Genomic DNA, 15,193 nt, shown 5'->3' with positions numbered 1-15,193 from the left:
GCTGCCGGCCGGGCTCAGCCGCGGCGGATCGTGATGGTCGTCCAGGCGCCCACGTGCACCCGGTCGCCGTCCTGCAGCGGTACGGGGACGAAGGGCTGGATCGGTTCGTCCGAGCCGTTGACCGTCGTGCCGTTCGTCGAGTTCTGGTCGACGACCGCCCAGCTGCCGTCCGGCTGCTGGACCAGCACCGCGTGCTGGTGCGAGACGCCCGGGTCCTCCGGCGGCGTCGACAGGTCGATGTCGGGGGTGTCGCCGGTGGAGTGCCGGCGGCGGCCGATCGTGAGCTGGTTGCCGGTGAGCCGGCGCTGCTGCTCGGGCGAGTACGCGGGCAGGTTCAGACCCGCGGCCTCGGGGCCGGAGCGCTGCATCATCGCCATGAAGTAGTCGCGGTCCGGACCGATGGTCGCGGTCCACGTCGCCGGTCCCTGCGGCGCCTGGGGCTGCTGCGGGAAGCCACCGGGGCCGGGCGGGGCCTGCGTCGCACCGGGCTGCGGGTAGCCGTAGCCGCCCTGGCCGGGACCGGGACCGCCATGGCTGCCCGGGCCGGACGACGGCGGGGAGATCACCCAGTCGTCGTCACCGCCGCCGAAGGACGGACCGCCCTGCTGCGGAGGCCGCTGGGTCTCCTGCGGGAATCCGGGCGGGGCCGGCGGGCCGGACTGGTGGAAGGCCTGCGGAGCGCCACCCGGGCCACCGGGGCCACCGGGTCCGGGCGGGGGCGGGACCGGCCTTGAGGGGTCGGCACCGAAGCCGCCGGGACCACCAGGCCCACCGGGGCCGGGAGGGCCGCCGAAGCCGCCGGGACCACCGGGACCGGGCGGGGTCGGGGCGGCGCCGGGCTGCGGGTAGCCGTAGCCACCGCCCTGAGGGCCACCGGGACCACCGGGGCCGGGGCGGCCGGACGGGTCACCGCCGAACGGCGGGATCGGCTCGGCCGGGCGGTTCACCTGCGACGGGCGGGAGCCCTGGTACTCGTAGGAGTCACCGCCGCCGTACGACGGGCCGGGGGGCGGGCCGCCCTGCTGGCCCGGTGGCTGAAAACGCGCGCCGGGGCCGGGCGGCGGGGCCGCGGGGGTGTACGACGTCGCCGTGTTCGTCAGGAAGTTCCACCGGCACTCCTCGCAGAACGGCGCGCCGCCCTCACGTGGCGTACGGCACTGCGGGCAGAGCTCCGGCTCGGAGTTCGGCACGGCGGACAGGTGCGGCGGGCGCCCACCGGGCTGGCCGCCGGGACCCTGCGGGCCACCCTGGCCGGCGGGGGGCGGGAAGCCGTAGCCACCGGGCGGCGGCGGGGGAGGAGGCGGAGGCACGGCACCCGCCATGCGGTGACCGCAGACCTCGCACCAGTCGTCGGAACCCGACTGGTGTCCGTTCGGGCAGGTCGGCATGTCGGCGCGTCCCTCCTTCGATCTCTTCTAGGTCACTTCTTGACGCGAACGGTCTTGGTGGAACGGGTTTCGAGCGTCATCTCGTCAGCCTCCGCGACCTTCGCCTTCAGTCGCACAGTACCGGTCGCGGCATCGACCACGTCCACCACCTTCGCAAGCAGTTTCGCAGTATCGGCGTTCCCGGAGGCACTCGCGAGCTGAACGGCCCGGCCCAGTTTGGCCGTTGCTCCGTCCATATCTCCCGACTTGCGAAGATCCAGCCCTTGCTGGATGACTTGTGCCAGTTCGGCCTGCCCGGTGTAGTGGGCGACCTGAGGGTTGATCGACGTCGAGGCGACCATGTCGTCCGTCCACACGGCCCGCACCAGACCCTGCGCGCCGAGGTTCTGGACGCTGCCGTCGGGCTGCGGAATGACCAGCGAGATCCGGCCCGCCAGCATCTCCTGCCCGATGCCCGCGACCGGCACCTCGACGCAGACGTGGTAGTCACGGGACTCATCTCCCCAGGAACCAAGGGGATAGTCGCCGGCGCGCGGGCCCGCCTCGGTGCGCCGGCCGGTCAGGTCCTCGACCGTCGGCGCGACCTGCTTGACGAACTTCACGGTCGTGTCGACCGGGGTCCACAGCCGCAGCGAGACGTCCGCGACCTCCTTGCCCATCGCCGTTTCCATCATCCGTGTGAAGTCGGCGGCGAGCGCGGCCGGATCGGCGACGATGTCGGCGGTGCCGAGCAGGGCGGAGGCGATTCCTGTGACTTCTTTCACTTCCCAGTCGGTGCCCACGCCGCGTGCGTCACACGTGAAGCGCCCGGCGCACGCGTCGAGCGCGGCCTTCAGGTCCTGGGGCGACTCGTGCTCGTTGCGGCCGTCGGTGAGCAGGATGCCGTGCCGGATCGCGACGTCCGCGGACGACAGCAGGCGGTCGGCCAGTTTCAGCCAGGTGCCGATGGCCGTGCCGCCGCCCGCGCTGAGCGAGCGCAGCGCCTGCTTGGCCTGCTCGCGGGTCGTGGCGTCGGCGACCGCGACACGCCCGCCGCCCGGGTAGACCTCCTTCGCCACGTGTGTCCCGCCGATCACCGCGAAGTGCACGCCGTCGCGCAGGGTGTCGATCGCGGCGGCCGTGGCGTCGCGGGCGTTGCGCATCTTGGTCGGCGGGTAGTCCATCGAACCCGAGCAGTCGACCATGATCGCCACGGCCGCGGACGGGCCCTGGCCGGGCGAGTAGAGGTGGGGCGCCGCGACCGCGCTGCCGATGGTGCCGCCGCCGGTCGCCGTCACCGTGACGATGGCGTTGACCTCGCCGGCGCCCTCCGGCAGGTACTCGTTCTGGTACACGTCCACCGAGAACTGGGGCACGTTCGACTTCGAGAAATTGGCCATGCCTGCTTCGATCCCCCTCCAAAGCCCCCGCCGCGGCGGGGTGATGACGGTAGGCGGACCGGTCCCCTCCGGTCCGCCGAGGCGTCCCCGTACGTGGCCTCAGGCCGATCCTGCCCCCTGGGGCACGGCCGGGAACGGCACGAGCGCCACTGTTACGTTGTCGTGGCCCCCGCCGTCCAGGGCGTGGCCGACGAGCACGCGGGCGCTGTGCAGCGGCTGCGAGGCGGCATCGAGCGGGACGACCCGGGCCATCTCCTCGGCCGCCTCCGCGTAGTTCCACAGCCCGTCCGTGCAGACCACCACCACGCCGGGCCGGTCCGGCTTGAACGCGGCGGTGTGCGGTTCCAGTTCGTAGGCGTCCGCGCCGAGCCAGCCGGTGATCGCGTGGGCGCGTTCGTCGGCGTAGGCCTCGGCCTCGTTCATCAGGCCCGCGGCGACCATCTGCGCGGCCCAGGAGTCGTCCTCGGTGAGCCGGGCGGGGGGAGCGCTGCGGTCGACCGGCACCCAGTAGGCGCGGCTGTCGCCGACCCAGCCGACGATCAGCAGGCCCGACGTCACCACGGCGCCGACGATGGTGCAGGCGGGGGCGTTCTGGTGAGGGGCCTGCTCCAGGGCCGTGGCGGGCTCCGCGGCGAGCGAGTTGACCGCGCGCGAGGCGGCCAGGATCGCGTCGTGCATCGCCTGCTGCGGGTGCGTGCCGCGCGGCAGGGCCGCCAGCAGCGTCTCGCCCGCCGCCTTGGACGCCGCAGCGGAGGCGTCGTCGGGGCGGGTCGCCGAGGAGACGCCGTCGCAGACGATCGCGACGGAGGCGGGGGAGCCGTCGGGCAGCGTGGTGGTGCCGATGGCGAACGCGTCCTCGTTGCGGTGGTGGCGCAGACCGCGGTCGCTGACCGCGGCCACCGGGCCGGACTCCTGCTCCATGTGGTCCCGTTCGCGCGGCTGGGCGTGGCCGCAGTTCTCGCAGTAGCCGTCGTCGTCCACGCGGCCGGCCCGGCAGGCGACGCAGACCTTGCCGCCGGTGCCCGCGGCCTGGGCCGCCGACTCGGCGGACACCCGTGGGTCCGGTGCCTGGAGTAGGTACTCGTCGGGCTGTGTCTGGTAGATCTCCGGCGACACCGCAGCCCCGTCGGGCTGCCGCGGCCGGTCGAACCGTACGCCCGCGGCCGCGGCCGGCGGGGCGCTCGGTGGCGGAGGGGTGTCCGGCGGCAGGGCCGAGCCGCCCGAGTCCGTGCCCGGCAGGTCCGTCGGCAGGTGCGCCGCCTCCGGGCCTCCCGCGCCGTCCGGCCCGGGGGCGGGCCAGGCCGCGCCGGCGGGGGGCGCCGACGGGGGCTCGGGGTACTCGCCGGCTCGAGCGCCCTGGGCGGGCACCGAGCCGTTCATGGTGATGGTCGGGTTGTCCTGCGGCCGTTCCGGCACGGCGGACAGGTCATATCCGCACGCGCCGCAGAAACGGTCACCCGATTCGAGGGGTTCCTCGCAACTCGGGCAGGCGGACAACTGGGGCATCTGCGACATCAACTACACCCACGTCCGGGGGCGGTAACGATTGGCACGTTCCACCAGGTCGATCCTCTCCTCGCCGCCCCGCGCCAGCCGGGCCAGCGTGCGGTACGAGCGTTCCAGACCGAAACGCAGGCCCCGCTCGTCCAGGCCGCTGCCGAGCAGCGTCCGTCCCCCGGCGGCGGGAGGGGCGGAACCCTGGCCCCCGGAGAGTACCCAGTCCAGCGCGCAACCGAGGACTTCGGCAGACAACTGCTCCCGCCGCGCCGGATCAAGACCGTACGCGTCCAGCGCCTCGACCTGCGCGGCGGCCGCCGTCAGATCCCCCAGGAACGCCGCGTCGGAGGCGCTCGCCGTGCGCCGGCGCAGCCGCGCCCGCACGGCCGCCACCCGGGCGGCCGTGTAGTGGATGGAGGACTCCGGGACCGACTCCAGCGTCCGTACGGCACCGAGCCGGTCCCCGGTCGCCAGCTGGACGCGGGCCAGGCCGAACGCGGCGCTCACATAGCTCGGGTCGGTCGACCACACCAGCCGGTAGTACTCGGCGGCGTTGTCGAGCTGCCCCAGCACCTCAGCGCACAGGCCCAGCGCCAGCTTGGGCGCGATCTCGCCCGGGAAGGCGTCGTAGATCGCGTCGAAGGCCAGCGCGGCGCCCTCGTCGTCGCCCGTGACCAGCGCGGCCAGGCCCCGGTACCAGACCACCCGCCAGTCGTCGGGCCGCTCACCCTCCAGCGCGACCAGCTCCTGCAACGCGGCGGCCGGATCGCCCGTCTCCAGCCAGGCCCGGATCTGCCTCAGCCGCGTCTCGATCGACGGGGCCGGGGCGGCCGCCAGAGCGCCGAGCAGTTCCGCGGGCGCCGAGGTCATCAGCCCCGCCAGGAAACCGGCGTTGGGGTCGGTCGGGTCGACGCGGGGGACGGGCAGGGCGAAGGCGGCGGCGGGGGTGTCGACGGGCCTGACGAGGCCGTGCGCGCCCGCGGGCCCCTGCGGGTGCGGCAAGGCGGCGGGAGCACCGGCACGAGCCCGGCCCCGCGGCGCCCGGGCTCCCAGGCGGGACACCTCGCCGTCCAGCTTGGGGAACAACTCCGTGTCCGTCACCCGCAGCTCCGGCCCGAACAGCGTCGACAGGGCCGGGCGGGCGCGACCCGTCTGCAGGGAGACGACCTCCCGCAGGACGCCCGTCAGCTGCTCGGTCATCTCCTGCGCGGAGGCGAACCGGCGGGCCGGGTCGGGGTCGGTGGCCCGGACCAGGAGCCGGTAGAACGACTCGTACTGCCGGAACACCTCGATGTGGTCCGGGTCGGGCAGGGAATCGGCGTAGACGTTCGTGTAGCCCTGGAAGTCGAAGGTCATGACCGCGAGGGTGCGGGCGACGGTGTAGAGGTCGCTCGCCACCGACGGGCCCACCTCGGCGACCTCCGGAGCCTGGTAGCCGACCGTGCCGTAGATGGCCGACTCCTCGTCGTCCATCCTGCGCACCGCGCCCATGTCGATCAGCTTCAGCTGGTCCTCGGTCTGGATCGCGTTGTCGACCTTGAAGTCGCAGTACAGCAGGTTCCGGCTGTGCAGGTGCCCGAGCGCCTCCAGCGCCTCGATGCCGTACGCGCAGGCCTGCTCCACCGGCAGCGGGTCGCGCCTGCCCTGCGCGGTGCGGCGGGCGTTGGCGATCTCCTTGAGGGACTTGCCGCCGACGTACTCCATGACGATGTAGCCGTCGAGCGAACCCGTGCGCTGGTCCAGGTGCTCCACGAAGTTGTAGATCCGCACGATGTTGGCGTGCTCGATCTCCGCGAGGAAGCGCCGCTCGGAGATCGCCGCCGCCATCGCGTCCTGGTCGCCCGTGTCCAGCAGGCCCTTGAGGACCACCCAGCGGTCCGAGACCGCCCGGTCGACGGCGAGGTAGATCCAGCCCAGGCCGCCGTGCGCCAGGCAGCCGACCACCTCGTACTGGCCGTGCACCACCTCCCCGCCCCTCAGCTTCGGGACGAACGAGTACGGATGGCCGCACTTCGTGCAGAAACCCTCCGTACGGCCCGACCGGTCGCCGCGTGCCCGGCCCACCGGGGCGCCGCAGTCGGAGCGCGAGCAGAACCGCTTCCGCTCGGGCACCTCGGGGTTGTCCAGGACCATCTCGCGCGGGTCCGGCCGCGGGATCGGCGGCACCTGCACCAGCCCGGCGCCCAGCCGGCCCCGGGACCCGGAACCGGCGGTCGAACCGGAGCTGCGCACCGACACCGAGCGGCCCGTCGACTTGCCCGACAGCGACCGCGACAGGCGCCCCGACACCGAGCGTCGCGACTTCGACGACTGGGACGACGTCCGCGAACTGCCGCCGCTGGAACGGGAACTGCCGCTGCCCGCGGACCCGCGGGAGCCGCCCCTGCCGCCGGCGGTGATGCCGGTGGGGGGCGAACCGACCATGCCGTCCGCGGCGACGACCGGCGCCATACCGCAGGTGTCGCAGTACAGCTCGCCGCCCCCCACGTCCTCGTACGTGCCCTCACAGGTGGGGCGCTGGCAGGTGCGCGGCGGCGCGCCGGATGGCTCCTGCGGTGCCTGACTCATGGACTCCCCCTCGTCGCTCATGCGCCCGGCCCCCTCCGGTCGTCCTCCGGCGCGCCCTGCCCCGGCACCCGCGGGCCGCCCAGCAGCTCCGTGGCCGCGTGCTGGTACCGCAGCACCGCCTGCTCGGCGGCGCGCAGGTCGCACGGGGCGCTCCACAGCATGCGGCGCGCCTTCTCGTAGCGCTCCACCAGCAGCGCGTCCTCGGCGAAGCCGTGCCGGGCGACCTTCGCCTTGTACGCGTCCAGCCGGCCGCGCAGCTCGGCGCGGACCGCCAGCGGGGCGGTGACCGCCGTCAACGACTCGCGGGCGCGCAGCAGTTCGTCCTCTGCCTTCTGCTCCAGGGACTCCAGCAGCGGGGACAGCCGGTGCCACTGCGCCTGCCTGCGGTACTCGGCCGCCGCCGCGACCTGCTCCTGGAGCACGGTCGGCGGGCCGCTGACGACCGGCACCTCCGTCGCCGCGATCTTCGCCAGCACCTCACCGCGTGCCGTGCGCGCCTCGGCGAGCGTGCGGTCCGCGCGGCTGAGGAGGTCCCGCAGCTTCACGATCCGCTTCTCGGCGTCCTGCCGGACGGTCAGCACGGCGTCGATCTCACGGCGTACCTCGTCCAGGGCGCGCGCCTCGCGGTCGTACACCGTCGTGTCCGGCCGGCCGCCGCCCGGCGCCGAACTGCCCTCCGCGGCCAGCCAGAACGCCAGCGGGTCCGAGACGACCTGCTCGCGCAGCTTCGTCAGTATCCGCGTGATGCGCTCCAGGTCGTCGCCCGCCGGGTGCTCGCCGGGGCGCACGCCGACCGAGTGCGCGAGCCGCCGGGTGCGCTGGAGTTCCGCCGCGAGCAGGTCGATCCGGGCGGGCAGGGCCGACCAGACCGCGTCCGCGGCGACCACCATGTCCAGGCTCGTCGCGTACAGCTCGTTCATGCGGTCGACGAGGGTGCTGAGCGAGTAGCGCTCGCTGAGTTTCGTCGGACTGCCGTGCAGGGTGGGGGCGTTGGCCGTCGCCGTGGCGCTGCCCGCGACGGTGACCGAGTCGCCGTTCAGCAGTTCCGTCAGCTCCACCAGGTCCTCGCGGCTGGACCAGCGGCGGCGGGAGCGGATGTCGCGGGCGGAGCGCAGCGCATCGGTGTACGCGTCGAAGTACGTCCACAGCAGCGTGATCGACGCCTCCGTCGCCGCCCAGCGTTCCCGGGTGACGCCGGTGAGCTCGGCGCCCTCCAGGAGTCTGCGGCCCGCGTGGTCCTGCAGGGCGAGGAGCGAGGTCTCGATCGCCTCGTGCTCCGCGCCGAGCCGCGCCAGCGCACGGTCCACCTCGTCCCGGTCCATCACCGGCCCGGTGGGTCCCGTGACGCCCATCGATCACCTCTCGCTGCGTAGTGCCCGTCGGGGGGTCTTGTCGTTGTCCGGTTGGGTACCGGTCATCAGCTCGTGCGGAGGTACTGCGGTGCCGGAGGTTCCGACTTCTTCGCATCCTTGCCCAGTGTTGCCGACAGCCATTGGTCGTACGACGCCTGCCAGCCGTTCGCGGTGTCCTTGCGGTAGTCCACCAGGATCTGGTTGACCCGGCGCACCAGATCGTCCGCGTCCTTCTTCATCGCCACGCCGTAGTACTCGGCAGTGAAGGCGTCACCCTTGAGCTGGACCGTCGGGTCCTGGGCCGCCTGGCTCGCCGCGAGGGCGCCGTCGGTGACCACGGCGTCGACCTCGCCGAGCTGGAGCCGCACCAGGCAGTCGAGTTGGTTCGGCACGGTGGTGGAGATGTCGGTGCTGGCGGGGAGTTCGCCCGCCTTCTGGTCCGCCTCCAGCTTCGCGTAGGCCGTGGAGCCGGCCGCCGTGCAGATCCTGCGGTCCGCGAGCGTGCCGTCGTAGCCCTTGACGGGGGAGGACTTCGGGGCCAGGACCTGCTGGCCTGTCTTGAAGTAGGGCGCGGAGAAGGCGACGTCGGCGATGCGGGCGCAGTTGATCGTCATCGTGCGGACGACCATGTCCACGCGGCCGTCCTTGATCGCCGGGATGCGCTGGTCGGTGGGGATCGCCTTGAACTGCACGGCGTCCGGGTCGCCGAGGATGTCCTCGGCGATGCGGTGGACCAGGTCGATGTCGAAGCCTTCGAGCTCCGCGGTCTTGCCGTTGTTGGGGTTGCGGTAGCCCCAGCGGTAGCTGTTCTGGTCGACGCCGACGATCAGCTTGCGCTTCTCGCCCGTACGGTTCTTGATCGCGCGGATGGTGTCGCCGTCGGCCGAGGAGGGGGACAGCGTCTGCTTCTCGGGGGCCTCGCACTCCTCGTCGGCCTTCGTCCGGGCGGTTTGCGTCGCGGTGGTGTTCTGGGTGGCCGTCGTGGCCGTGGTGAGCGGCAGGCAGAGGGCCACCAGCGCCACCAGGGCGCACACGACTGCCATCGCGGTCACTCCGCCCCAGCCCCTGAGCGCGTCTCGCACGGTCGTTCCTCCCTTCGCCCCCGACCCGTTCACCGGTACTCCGACAGCCTGCGGCCTATGCCCAGGACCGAGCCGGCGGCGCCCAGCACCGCCAGTACGGCCGCGCCGGCCGGCATGCCCGTCAGCGCGTCACGGCCGTCGCCGGCGGCGCGCTTGAACTCCGTCTCCTCGTGCGCCAGCGCCGTGCGGAGGTTCTCGTCGACGCTGTCGAAGCACTCGCCCGTCGCGCCCTTGGTGCCGATGACCCGGTTCAGCGCCTGCTGGTAGTTGCCGTTCTCGTCCTGCTCCCGGGCCGCGGTGTGGCGCTTCTTCCACTCCGTCATGTTGCCCACGGCGGCGGTGACGGGGCGCTCGCCCGAGGTGTCGTCGGCGAGCTTCTCCGCCGCCGCCAGGTGCGCGGCGAGGGCCTTGATGTCCCTGCCGAAGTCGTAGTCGTAGGCGTCGTAGGTCTCTTCGCCGACCTTCTTCGTCTCCGCGCCGCGGGCCACCAGGGTCAGGTTCTCGTTGCCCCGGGCCTTGAGGGAGGCGATGCGCGCGTCGTGCAGGACGTTCAGGGAGCGGACGCCGTGGTCGTAGGAGTCGTCCAGGCCCGCGCGGGCGACGGTGTGGCCCACGACCAGCCAGAGGAGGACGACCGTGGCCGTGGCCGTGGCGGCCACCAGGCCGTGGTTCAGGACCCGGTTCGTCCGCTGGTAGTTGCGGTGCTGGGCCCAGGCGAGGGCGGCCAGGGCGGCGACGCCGAGGGCGATGGCCGCCCAGGGGTAGGGCGTGGCGCCGGCGTAGTCCGCGCTGAGGCGCTGGTTCTCCTTCTTGTAGAGGTCCTCCGCCGCCGGGAGCATCTCCTTCTGCATCTTCTCGTTGGCGTAGCGCAGGTAGGCGCCGCCGACGGGGAACCCCTGGCGGTTGTACGTGCGGGCGCGCTCCACGAGGCCCTTGTACTCCGGGAGGAGCCGGTTGAGCTCGGCGATCGTCGCCGTGGAGGGGGAGCCCGGTTCGGCGTTGGCGGCGGCGTTGACGAGCTTCTCGGCGGCCGTGCGGATGTCCCGCTCGTAGCGGTCGCGGGTGGCGGCCGACTCCTGGCCGCCGGCGAGGAAGCCGCTGGAGGCGGCGGTGTTGGCGTCCGCGAGGGAGCGGTAGATGTCGGCGGCGTCCGAACTGAGGGGCTGGCTGCGGTTGAGGACGTCGTCGGCGGCGGCCGCGCGGTCGGTCATCTGCCAGGCCGTGACGGCGCCGAAGGCGATGACGAGGAGGGCGAGGAGGGCGCCGATGATGCGCAGGCGGCCGGGCTCGGTGGTGGCGGCGGAGCGGAGCTGGTCGAGGCCCTCGGCGAAGGCGGTGCGGCGGGGCGCGGCCGGGGGTGCGGGGGGCGCAGGGGGCGCCGGGGTGTTCTCCGGGGGGCGGGCCGGGGGTGCCGCCTGGGCCGGGACCGGCGGCAGGACGGGCAGGCCCGGGCCTGGTGGTGGCGGGCTGCTCTTCGGCGTGTACGTCACTGTGACCTCCCCCATGGTCATCCGTCGCCGCAAGTATCGCTGCCGGGGCCGACATCCGCACCGGCCTTGCCTCGATCTTGATCGGATCGCAGCGTGGAGCGTGTCTCGCGCCCCCTTGCAGCACCCCTCGCACCACCCCTTGCCCAGGAACACGTGCGGGGAGGTGGTTCGGTTCCCGGGGTGGGGTGCGCGTCTTCGCCTGGCGCCGGGGGTGGGTCGGGGACGTGTCGGGGGTGCGGGGCCGCCCTAGCTGCGGGCATGCGTGCCTCCCCCAGGGGTCCCCCCTGCTCGAGCGAAGCCGAGAGCTTGGGGGAGGCACCTCGTCGCGCCGAGTTGCGCACCCACCCGGCCTGAGGGCCAACAGCCCTGCGATTCACACCCCGTAGTACCTCCGCAACCGCCCCTGCGCCCCTTCACCCGAGCCGACTCTGTCCAGGCCCAGCAGCGCCGCCCCGAGCACCGGGCTTGCCGTCACCACCTGGGGGACCGCCTTGGGGGCGCGGTCCGTGAGCAAGTGGGTGATGTGGTCGTTCAGTTGAGGGTGACGGGCCGCCAGGACGCCGCCGCCCAGGAGGACCGGGGTCTCCTCGGACAGGAGGTCCAGGCGGGTCAGGGCGACGACGGCCATGGCGACCACCTCCTCGGCCTGGCGTTCCACGATCGTCCGGGCGATCGGGTCACCGTCGGAGGCCGTGGCGAACAGGACCGGGGTCAGCTCGTGGCGCCGGAGTGCCGGGACGTGCTCCAGGTGCAGCGCCTCGACGAGGGCGTACACGGAGGGCAGGCCGAAGTGGGCGGGGAGGGTGTGGGACAGGGCGGTGGAGGCGCCGCGGCCGTCCTCAGCCCGGGACGCGTGCCAGAGGGCCTCCTCGGACAGGCCCCAGCCGCCGCCCCAGTCGCCCGAGACCCGGCCGAGGGCCGGGAAGCGGGCGGTGCGGCCGTCGGGGCGCATTCCCACGCAGTTGATGCCCGCACCGCAGACGACCGCCACGCCCCGTGGCTCGGTGACACCGGCCCGCAGGATCGCGAAGGTGTCGTTGCGGACCGTCACCGTCGTGCCCCACCCGCGCGCGTGCAGTGCCGCCGCCAGTTGCTCCTCCTCGACGGGGAAGTCGGCGTTGGCAAGGCACGCCGAGACGTGGGTGACCGAGGTGAGCCCCGCGGTGGTGAGGGCCCGCGTCACCGTCCCGGCCAGGTCGTCCATCGCCGTGTCCACGCCCACGGCCGGCGGACGGAAGCCGCCCCCGCGTGCAGTGGCCAGGACCTCTCCGTCCGTTGTCACGATCGCCACGTCGGTCTTGCTGTTGCCCGCGTCGATGGCGAGGACGGTCAGGCCCACGCGAGGTGCTCCCGGTTGTGCGCGATCAGCCGGTCGGTGAGCGTCTCGGCGTACTCGTACTGGGCGATGAGGGGGTGGGAGAGCAGGGCGCGGAAGACGCGGTTGCGGCCGCCGTGCAGGGCGGCCTCCAGGGCCAGGTGCTCGTAGGCGGTGACGTCGGCCATCAGACCCGCGTAGAGGGGGTCGACGGGGTGTACGGGGAGGGGGGCCGCGCCCTTCGCGCCCACGGCCGCCTGGACCTCGATTACCGCGTCGTCGGGCAGGAACGGGAGCGTGCCCCGGTTGTACGTGTTCACCACCTGGTACGGCGTGCCGCCGCCGCCCAGCAGGGCCGCTGCCAGGTCCACCGCCGCCTCGGAGTAGTAGGCGCCGCCCCGCTTGGCGAGCAGGTCCGGCTTCTCGTCCAGGGCCGGGTCGGCGTACATCGCCAGCAGACGCCGTTCCATGTCGGCCACTTCGGCTGCCCGGGAGGGCTTGGTGCGCAGTTCCCGTACGACCTCGTCGTGCGCGTAGAAGTAGCGCAGGTAGTAGGAGGGGACCACGCCCAGGGTGTCGAGCAGGGGGCGGGGCAGGCGGAGGTCGGCCGCGATCCGGTCGCCGTGCTCGCCGAGCAGTTTCGGTAGGACGTCCTCACCCTCCGGGCCGCCCAGGCGTACCGCCGTCTCCCAGGTCAGGTGGTTGAGGCCCACGTGGTCCAGGTGGATCTCGGAGGCCGCGACGGACAGCAGGGCCGCGAACTTGCGCTGCAGGCCGATCGCCACGTTGCACAGGCCCACCGCCTTGTGTCCCGCCTGGAGCAGGGCGCGGGTCACGATGCCCACCGGGTTGGTGAAGTCGATGATCCAGGCGTGGGGGTTGGTGCGGCGGACCCGGTCCGCGATGTCCAGGACGACCGGGACGGTGCGCAGGGCCTTGGCCAGACCGCCGGCGCCCGTGGTCTCCTGGCCCACGCAGCCGCACTCCAGGGGCCAGGTCTCGTCCTGCTCGCGGGCCGCCTGGCCGCCCACGCGGAGTTGCAGGAGGACCGCGTCCGCGCCGTCCACGGCCTCGTCGAGGTCGCCGGTCGTGGTGATGTGGCCCGCGTGGTCCTGGCGGGTGAAGATGCGGCGGGCCAGGCCGCCCACCAGGTCGAGGCGGTCCTGGGCGGGGTCCATCAGGACCAGTTCCTCGACGGGCAGGGTGTCCCTCAGGCGGGCGAAGCCGTCCACGAGTTCGGGGGTGTAGGTCGAGCCTCCGCCGACCACGGTGAGTTTCATGTCAGTACTAACCCTTTACTCCGGTGAGCGTGACACCCTCGACGAACGCCTTCTGGGCGAAGAAGAACACGAGGATCACGGGGGCCATGACCAGCACCGTGGCGGCCATGGTGAGGTTCCAGTCGGTGTGGTGGGCGCCCTTGAACGACTCCAGGCCGTAGGAGAGCGTCCAGGCGCCCGGGTTCTCCGAGGCGTAGATCTGGGGGCCGAAGTAGTCGTTCCAGGCGTAGAAGAACTGGAAGAGGGCCACCGCCGCGATGCCCGGTCTGGCCATCGGGAGCACTACCTTCAGCAGGGTGCGCACGTCGCCGCAGCCGTCCACCTTGGCGGCGTCCACGTACTCGTCGGGGATCGTCGTCAGGAACTGGCGCAGCAGGAAGATGGAGAACGCGTCGCCGAACGCCATGGGGATGATCAGCGGCCAGAGCGAGCCGGACAGGTCCAGCTGCTTCGCCCAGAACAGGTACATCGGGATGATGACCACCTGCGGCGGCAGCATCATCATCGAGATGACCAGCATCAGGGCCAGATTGCGGCCGCGGAAGCGGAACTTGGCCAGGGCGTAGGCCACCGGGATCGAGGAGATCACCGTGAGCGCCGTGCCCAGGAACGCGTAGAACAGGGTGTTCCGCCACCAGGTGAGGAAGCCCGGCGTGTCGAAGACCCTTCGGTAGTTGTCCCACTCCCAGGTGTGCGGGATCAGGTCGCGGCTGAGCGCCTGGCTGTCGCTCATGAGGGACGTGAGGAAGACGAAGACGAAGGGGAGGGTGAAGAAGAGGGCCGCGGCGATGCCCAGGGAGTGGATCCCGATCCATTCCAGTAGTGCTTTGCGGTGGGCCGTGCGTTCCGCGGGAGTGGGGGGCGCCTTCGGCTCCAGGGGCGTTTCGAGTACCTGCGTCATCGTTCACCTGCCTGGATCAGGCCGCCCCTGCGGCGCATCAGAAGTGCCGTGAAGGCCATGGAGAGGGCGAAGAGGACCAGGGCGACCACGCAGGCCGAGCCGTAGTCGAAGCGCTGGAAGCCCAGGTTGTAGACGAGCTGAGGCAGGGTGAGCGTCGACTTGTCGGGGTAGCCGGGTTCGAACTGGGTGCCTGCCCCCTGGATCACGCCCGACGCGACCTTTCCGGCGATCAGGGGTTGTGTGTAGTACTGCATCGTCTGGATCACGCCCGTGACGACCGCGAACATGACGATCGGTGAGATGTTCGGGAGCGTCACGTAGCGGAAGCGCTGCCAGGGCGTCGCGCCGTCCAGTTCCGCCGCCTCGTACTGCTCCTTCGGCACGTCGAGCAGGGCCGCCATGAAGATGACCATCAGGTCGCCGATGCCCCACAGGGCCAGGAGGGTCAGGGCCGGCTTCGACCAGGCCGGGTCGTTGAACCACCCGGGGGCGGGGAGCCCGGTCTTCTGCAGGATCGAGTTGACCGGGCCCGTGCCCGGGTTGAGGAGGAAGGCGAAGGCCATCGTGGCCGCCACGGGCGGGGCCAGGTAGGGCAGGTAGAAGAGGGTGCGGAAGACACCCGTCGCCGTCTTGATCTTGGTGATCAGCAGGCCCACGCCCAGGCCGAAGGCGACCCGGAGCGTGACCATGATGACGACCAGCCACAGGGTGTTGCGCAGGGCGGGCCAGAACAAGGGGTAGTGCTCGAAGACGTACGTCCAGTTCTTCGTCCCGCTCCACACCGGCGGCTTGAAGCCGTCGTACCGCATGAAGGAGAAGTAGACGGTGGAGACCAGGGGGTAGGCGAAGAAGACCGTGAAGCCGATCAGCCAGGGGGAGAGGAAGGCGAGGGTGCGCAGGGTCGAGCGGCGGTGTTTCGCCCGCAGGGTGTAGGTGCTCAT

The 15,193-nt window shown here is 72.5% G+C and carries 11 protein-coding genes; all 11 read right to left on the bottom strand.

Going from position 1 to position 15,193, the window contains the following annotated elements:
* Nucleotides 1-14 precede the first annotated feature (14 nt).
* The 11 genes from HNR57_RS07935 to HNR57_RS07885 all read right to left on the bottom strand — a co-directional run bounded on the left by HNR57_RS07935 (nt 15) and on the right by HNR57_RS07885 (nt 15,193).
* Nucleotides 15-1,388, bottom strand: a complete 1,374-nt coding sequence (locus HNR57_RS07935; protein ID WP_184558272.1) for an FHA domain-containing protein — start codon at nt 1,386-1,388, stop codon at nt 15-17.
* 32 nt (nt 1,389-1,420) lie between these two features.
* On the bottom strand, nt 1,421-2,767 hold the full coding sequence (locus HNR57_RS07930; RefSeq protein WP_184558270.1) for a vWA domain-containing protein: 1,347 nt from the start codon (nt 2,765-2,767) through the stop codon (nt 1,421-1,423).
* 99 nt (nt 2,768-2,866) lie between these two features.
* Nucleotides 2,867-4,282 (bottom strand): PP2C family protein-serine/threonine phosphatase, encoded by a 1,416-nt coding sequence (locus HNR57_RS07925; RefSeq protein WP_184558268.1) that lies wholly within the window; start codon nt 4,280-4,282, stop codon nt 2,867-2,869.
* 3 nt (nt 4,283-4,285) lie between these two features.
* Nucleotides 4,286-6,832 (bottom strand): serine/threonine-protein kinase, encoded by a 2,547-nt coding sequence (locus HNR57_RS07920; RefSeq protein WP_184558266.1) that lies wholly within the window; start codon nt 6,830-6,832, stop codon nt 4,286-4,288.
* 17 nt (nt 6,833-6,849) lie between these two features.
* Nucleotides 6,850-8,184, bottom strand: a complete 1,335-nt coding sequence (locus tag HNR57_RS07915; protein WP_184558264.1) for a coiled-coil domain-containing protein — start codon at nt 8,182-8,184, stop codon at nt 6,850-6,852.
* A 65-nt stretch (nt 8,185-8,249) separates the two neighbouring features.
* A complete protein-coding gene (locus HNR57_RS07910; RefSeq protein WP_184558885.1) occupies nt 8,250-9,227 on the bottom strand; it encodes a glutamate ABC transporter substrate-binding protein in 978 nt (325 codons plus the stop codon).
* A gap of 68 nt (nt 9,228-9,295) precedes the next feature.
* Nucleotides 9,296-10,756, bottom strand: coding sequence for a GlnX family signal transduction membrane protein (locus tag HNR57_RS07905; RefSeq protein WP_184558262.1), 1,461 nt, complete (start codon nt 10,754-10,756; stop codon nt 9,296-9,298).
* 373 nt (nt 10,757-11,129) lie between these two features.
* Nucleotides 11,130-12,095, bottom strand: a complete 966-nt coding sequence (locus HNR57_RS07900; protein ID WP_184558260.1) for an N-acetylglucosamine kinase — start codon at nt 12,093-12,095, stop codon at nt 11,130-11,132.
* Nucleotides 12,086-13,351 (bottom strand): 6-phospho-beta-glucosidase, encoded by a 1,266-nt coding sequence (locus HNR57_RS07895; protein ID WP_184558258.1) that lies wholly within the window; start codon nt 13,349-13,351, stop codon nt 12,086-12,088. The genes HNR57_RS07900 and HNR57_RS07895 overlap by 10 nt, the downstream gene beginning before the upstream one ends.
* A gap of 7 nt (nt 13,352-13,358) precedes the next feature.
* Nucleotides 13,359-14,252, bottom strand: coding sequence for a carbohydrate ABC transporter permease (locus tag HNR57_RS07890; RefSeq protein ID WP_184558255.1), 894 nt, complete (start codon nt 14,250-14,252; stop codon nt 13,359-13,361).
* Nucleotides 14,249-15,193: a carbohydrate ABC transporter permease gene (locus HNR57_RS07885; RefSeq protein ID WP_184558253.1), complete on the bottom strand. Its 945-nt coding sequence runs from the start codon at nt 15,191-15,193 to the stop codon at nt 14,249-14,251. The genes HNR57_RS07890 and HNR57_RS07885 overlap by 4 nt, the downstream gene beginning before the upstream one ends.

Origin of the sequence: Streptomyces paradoxus (assembly GCF_014202475.1) — a bacterium.
Taxonomy (GTDB): Bacteria; Actinomycetota; Actinomycetes; order Streptomycetales; family Streptomycetaceae; genus Streptomyces; species Streptomyces paradoxus.
The sequence above is the reverse complement of the archived record's forward strand: the minus strand, read 5'-3'. Positions and strand labels throughout refer to the sequence as shown.

Excerpts from the sequence above, each read along its gene's own strand:
- HNR57_RS07935 (WP_184558272.1), bottom strand. The coding sequence starts at position 1,388 with ATGCCGACCTGCCCGAACGGACACCAGTCGGGTTCCGACGACTGGTGC.
- HNR57_RS07885 (WP_184558253.1), bottom strand. The coding sequence starts at position 15,193 with ATGAGCACCTACACCCTGCGGGCGAAACACCGCCGCTCGACCCTGCGC.
- HNR57_RS07925 (WP_184558268.1), bottom strand. The coding sequence starts at position 4,282 with ATGTCGCAGATGCCCCAGTTGTCCGCCTGCCCGAGTTGCGAGGAACCC.
- HNR57_RS07910 (WP_184558885.1), bottom strand. The coding sequence starts at position 9,227 with ATGGCAGTCGTGTGCGCCCTGGTGGCGCTGGTGGCCCTCTGCCTGCCG.
- HNR57_RS07895 (WP_184558258.1), bottom strand. The coding sequence starts at position 13,351 with ATGAAACTCACCGTGGTCGGCGGAGGCTCGACCTACACCCCCGAACTC.
- HNR57_RS07890 (WP_184558255.1), bottom strand. The coding sequence starts at position 14,252 with ATGACGCAGGTACTCGAAACGCCCCTGGAGCCGAAGGCGCCCCCCACT.
- HNR57_RS07920 (WP_184558266.1), bottom strand. The coding sequence starts at position 6,832 with ATGAGTCAGGCACCGCAGGAGCCATCCGGCGCGCCGCCGCGCACCTGC.
- HNR57_RS07915 (WP_184558264.1), bottom strand. The coding sequence starts at position 8,184 with ATGGGCGTCACGGGACCCACCGGGCCGGTGATGGACCGGGACGAGGTG.
- HNR57_RS07930 (WP_184558270.1), bottom strand. The coding sequence starts at position 2,767 with ATGGCCAATTTCTCGAAGTCGAACGTGCCCCAGTTCTCGGTGGACGTG.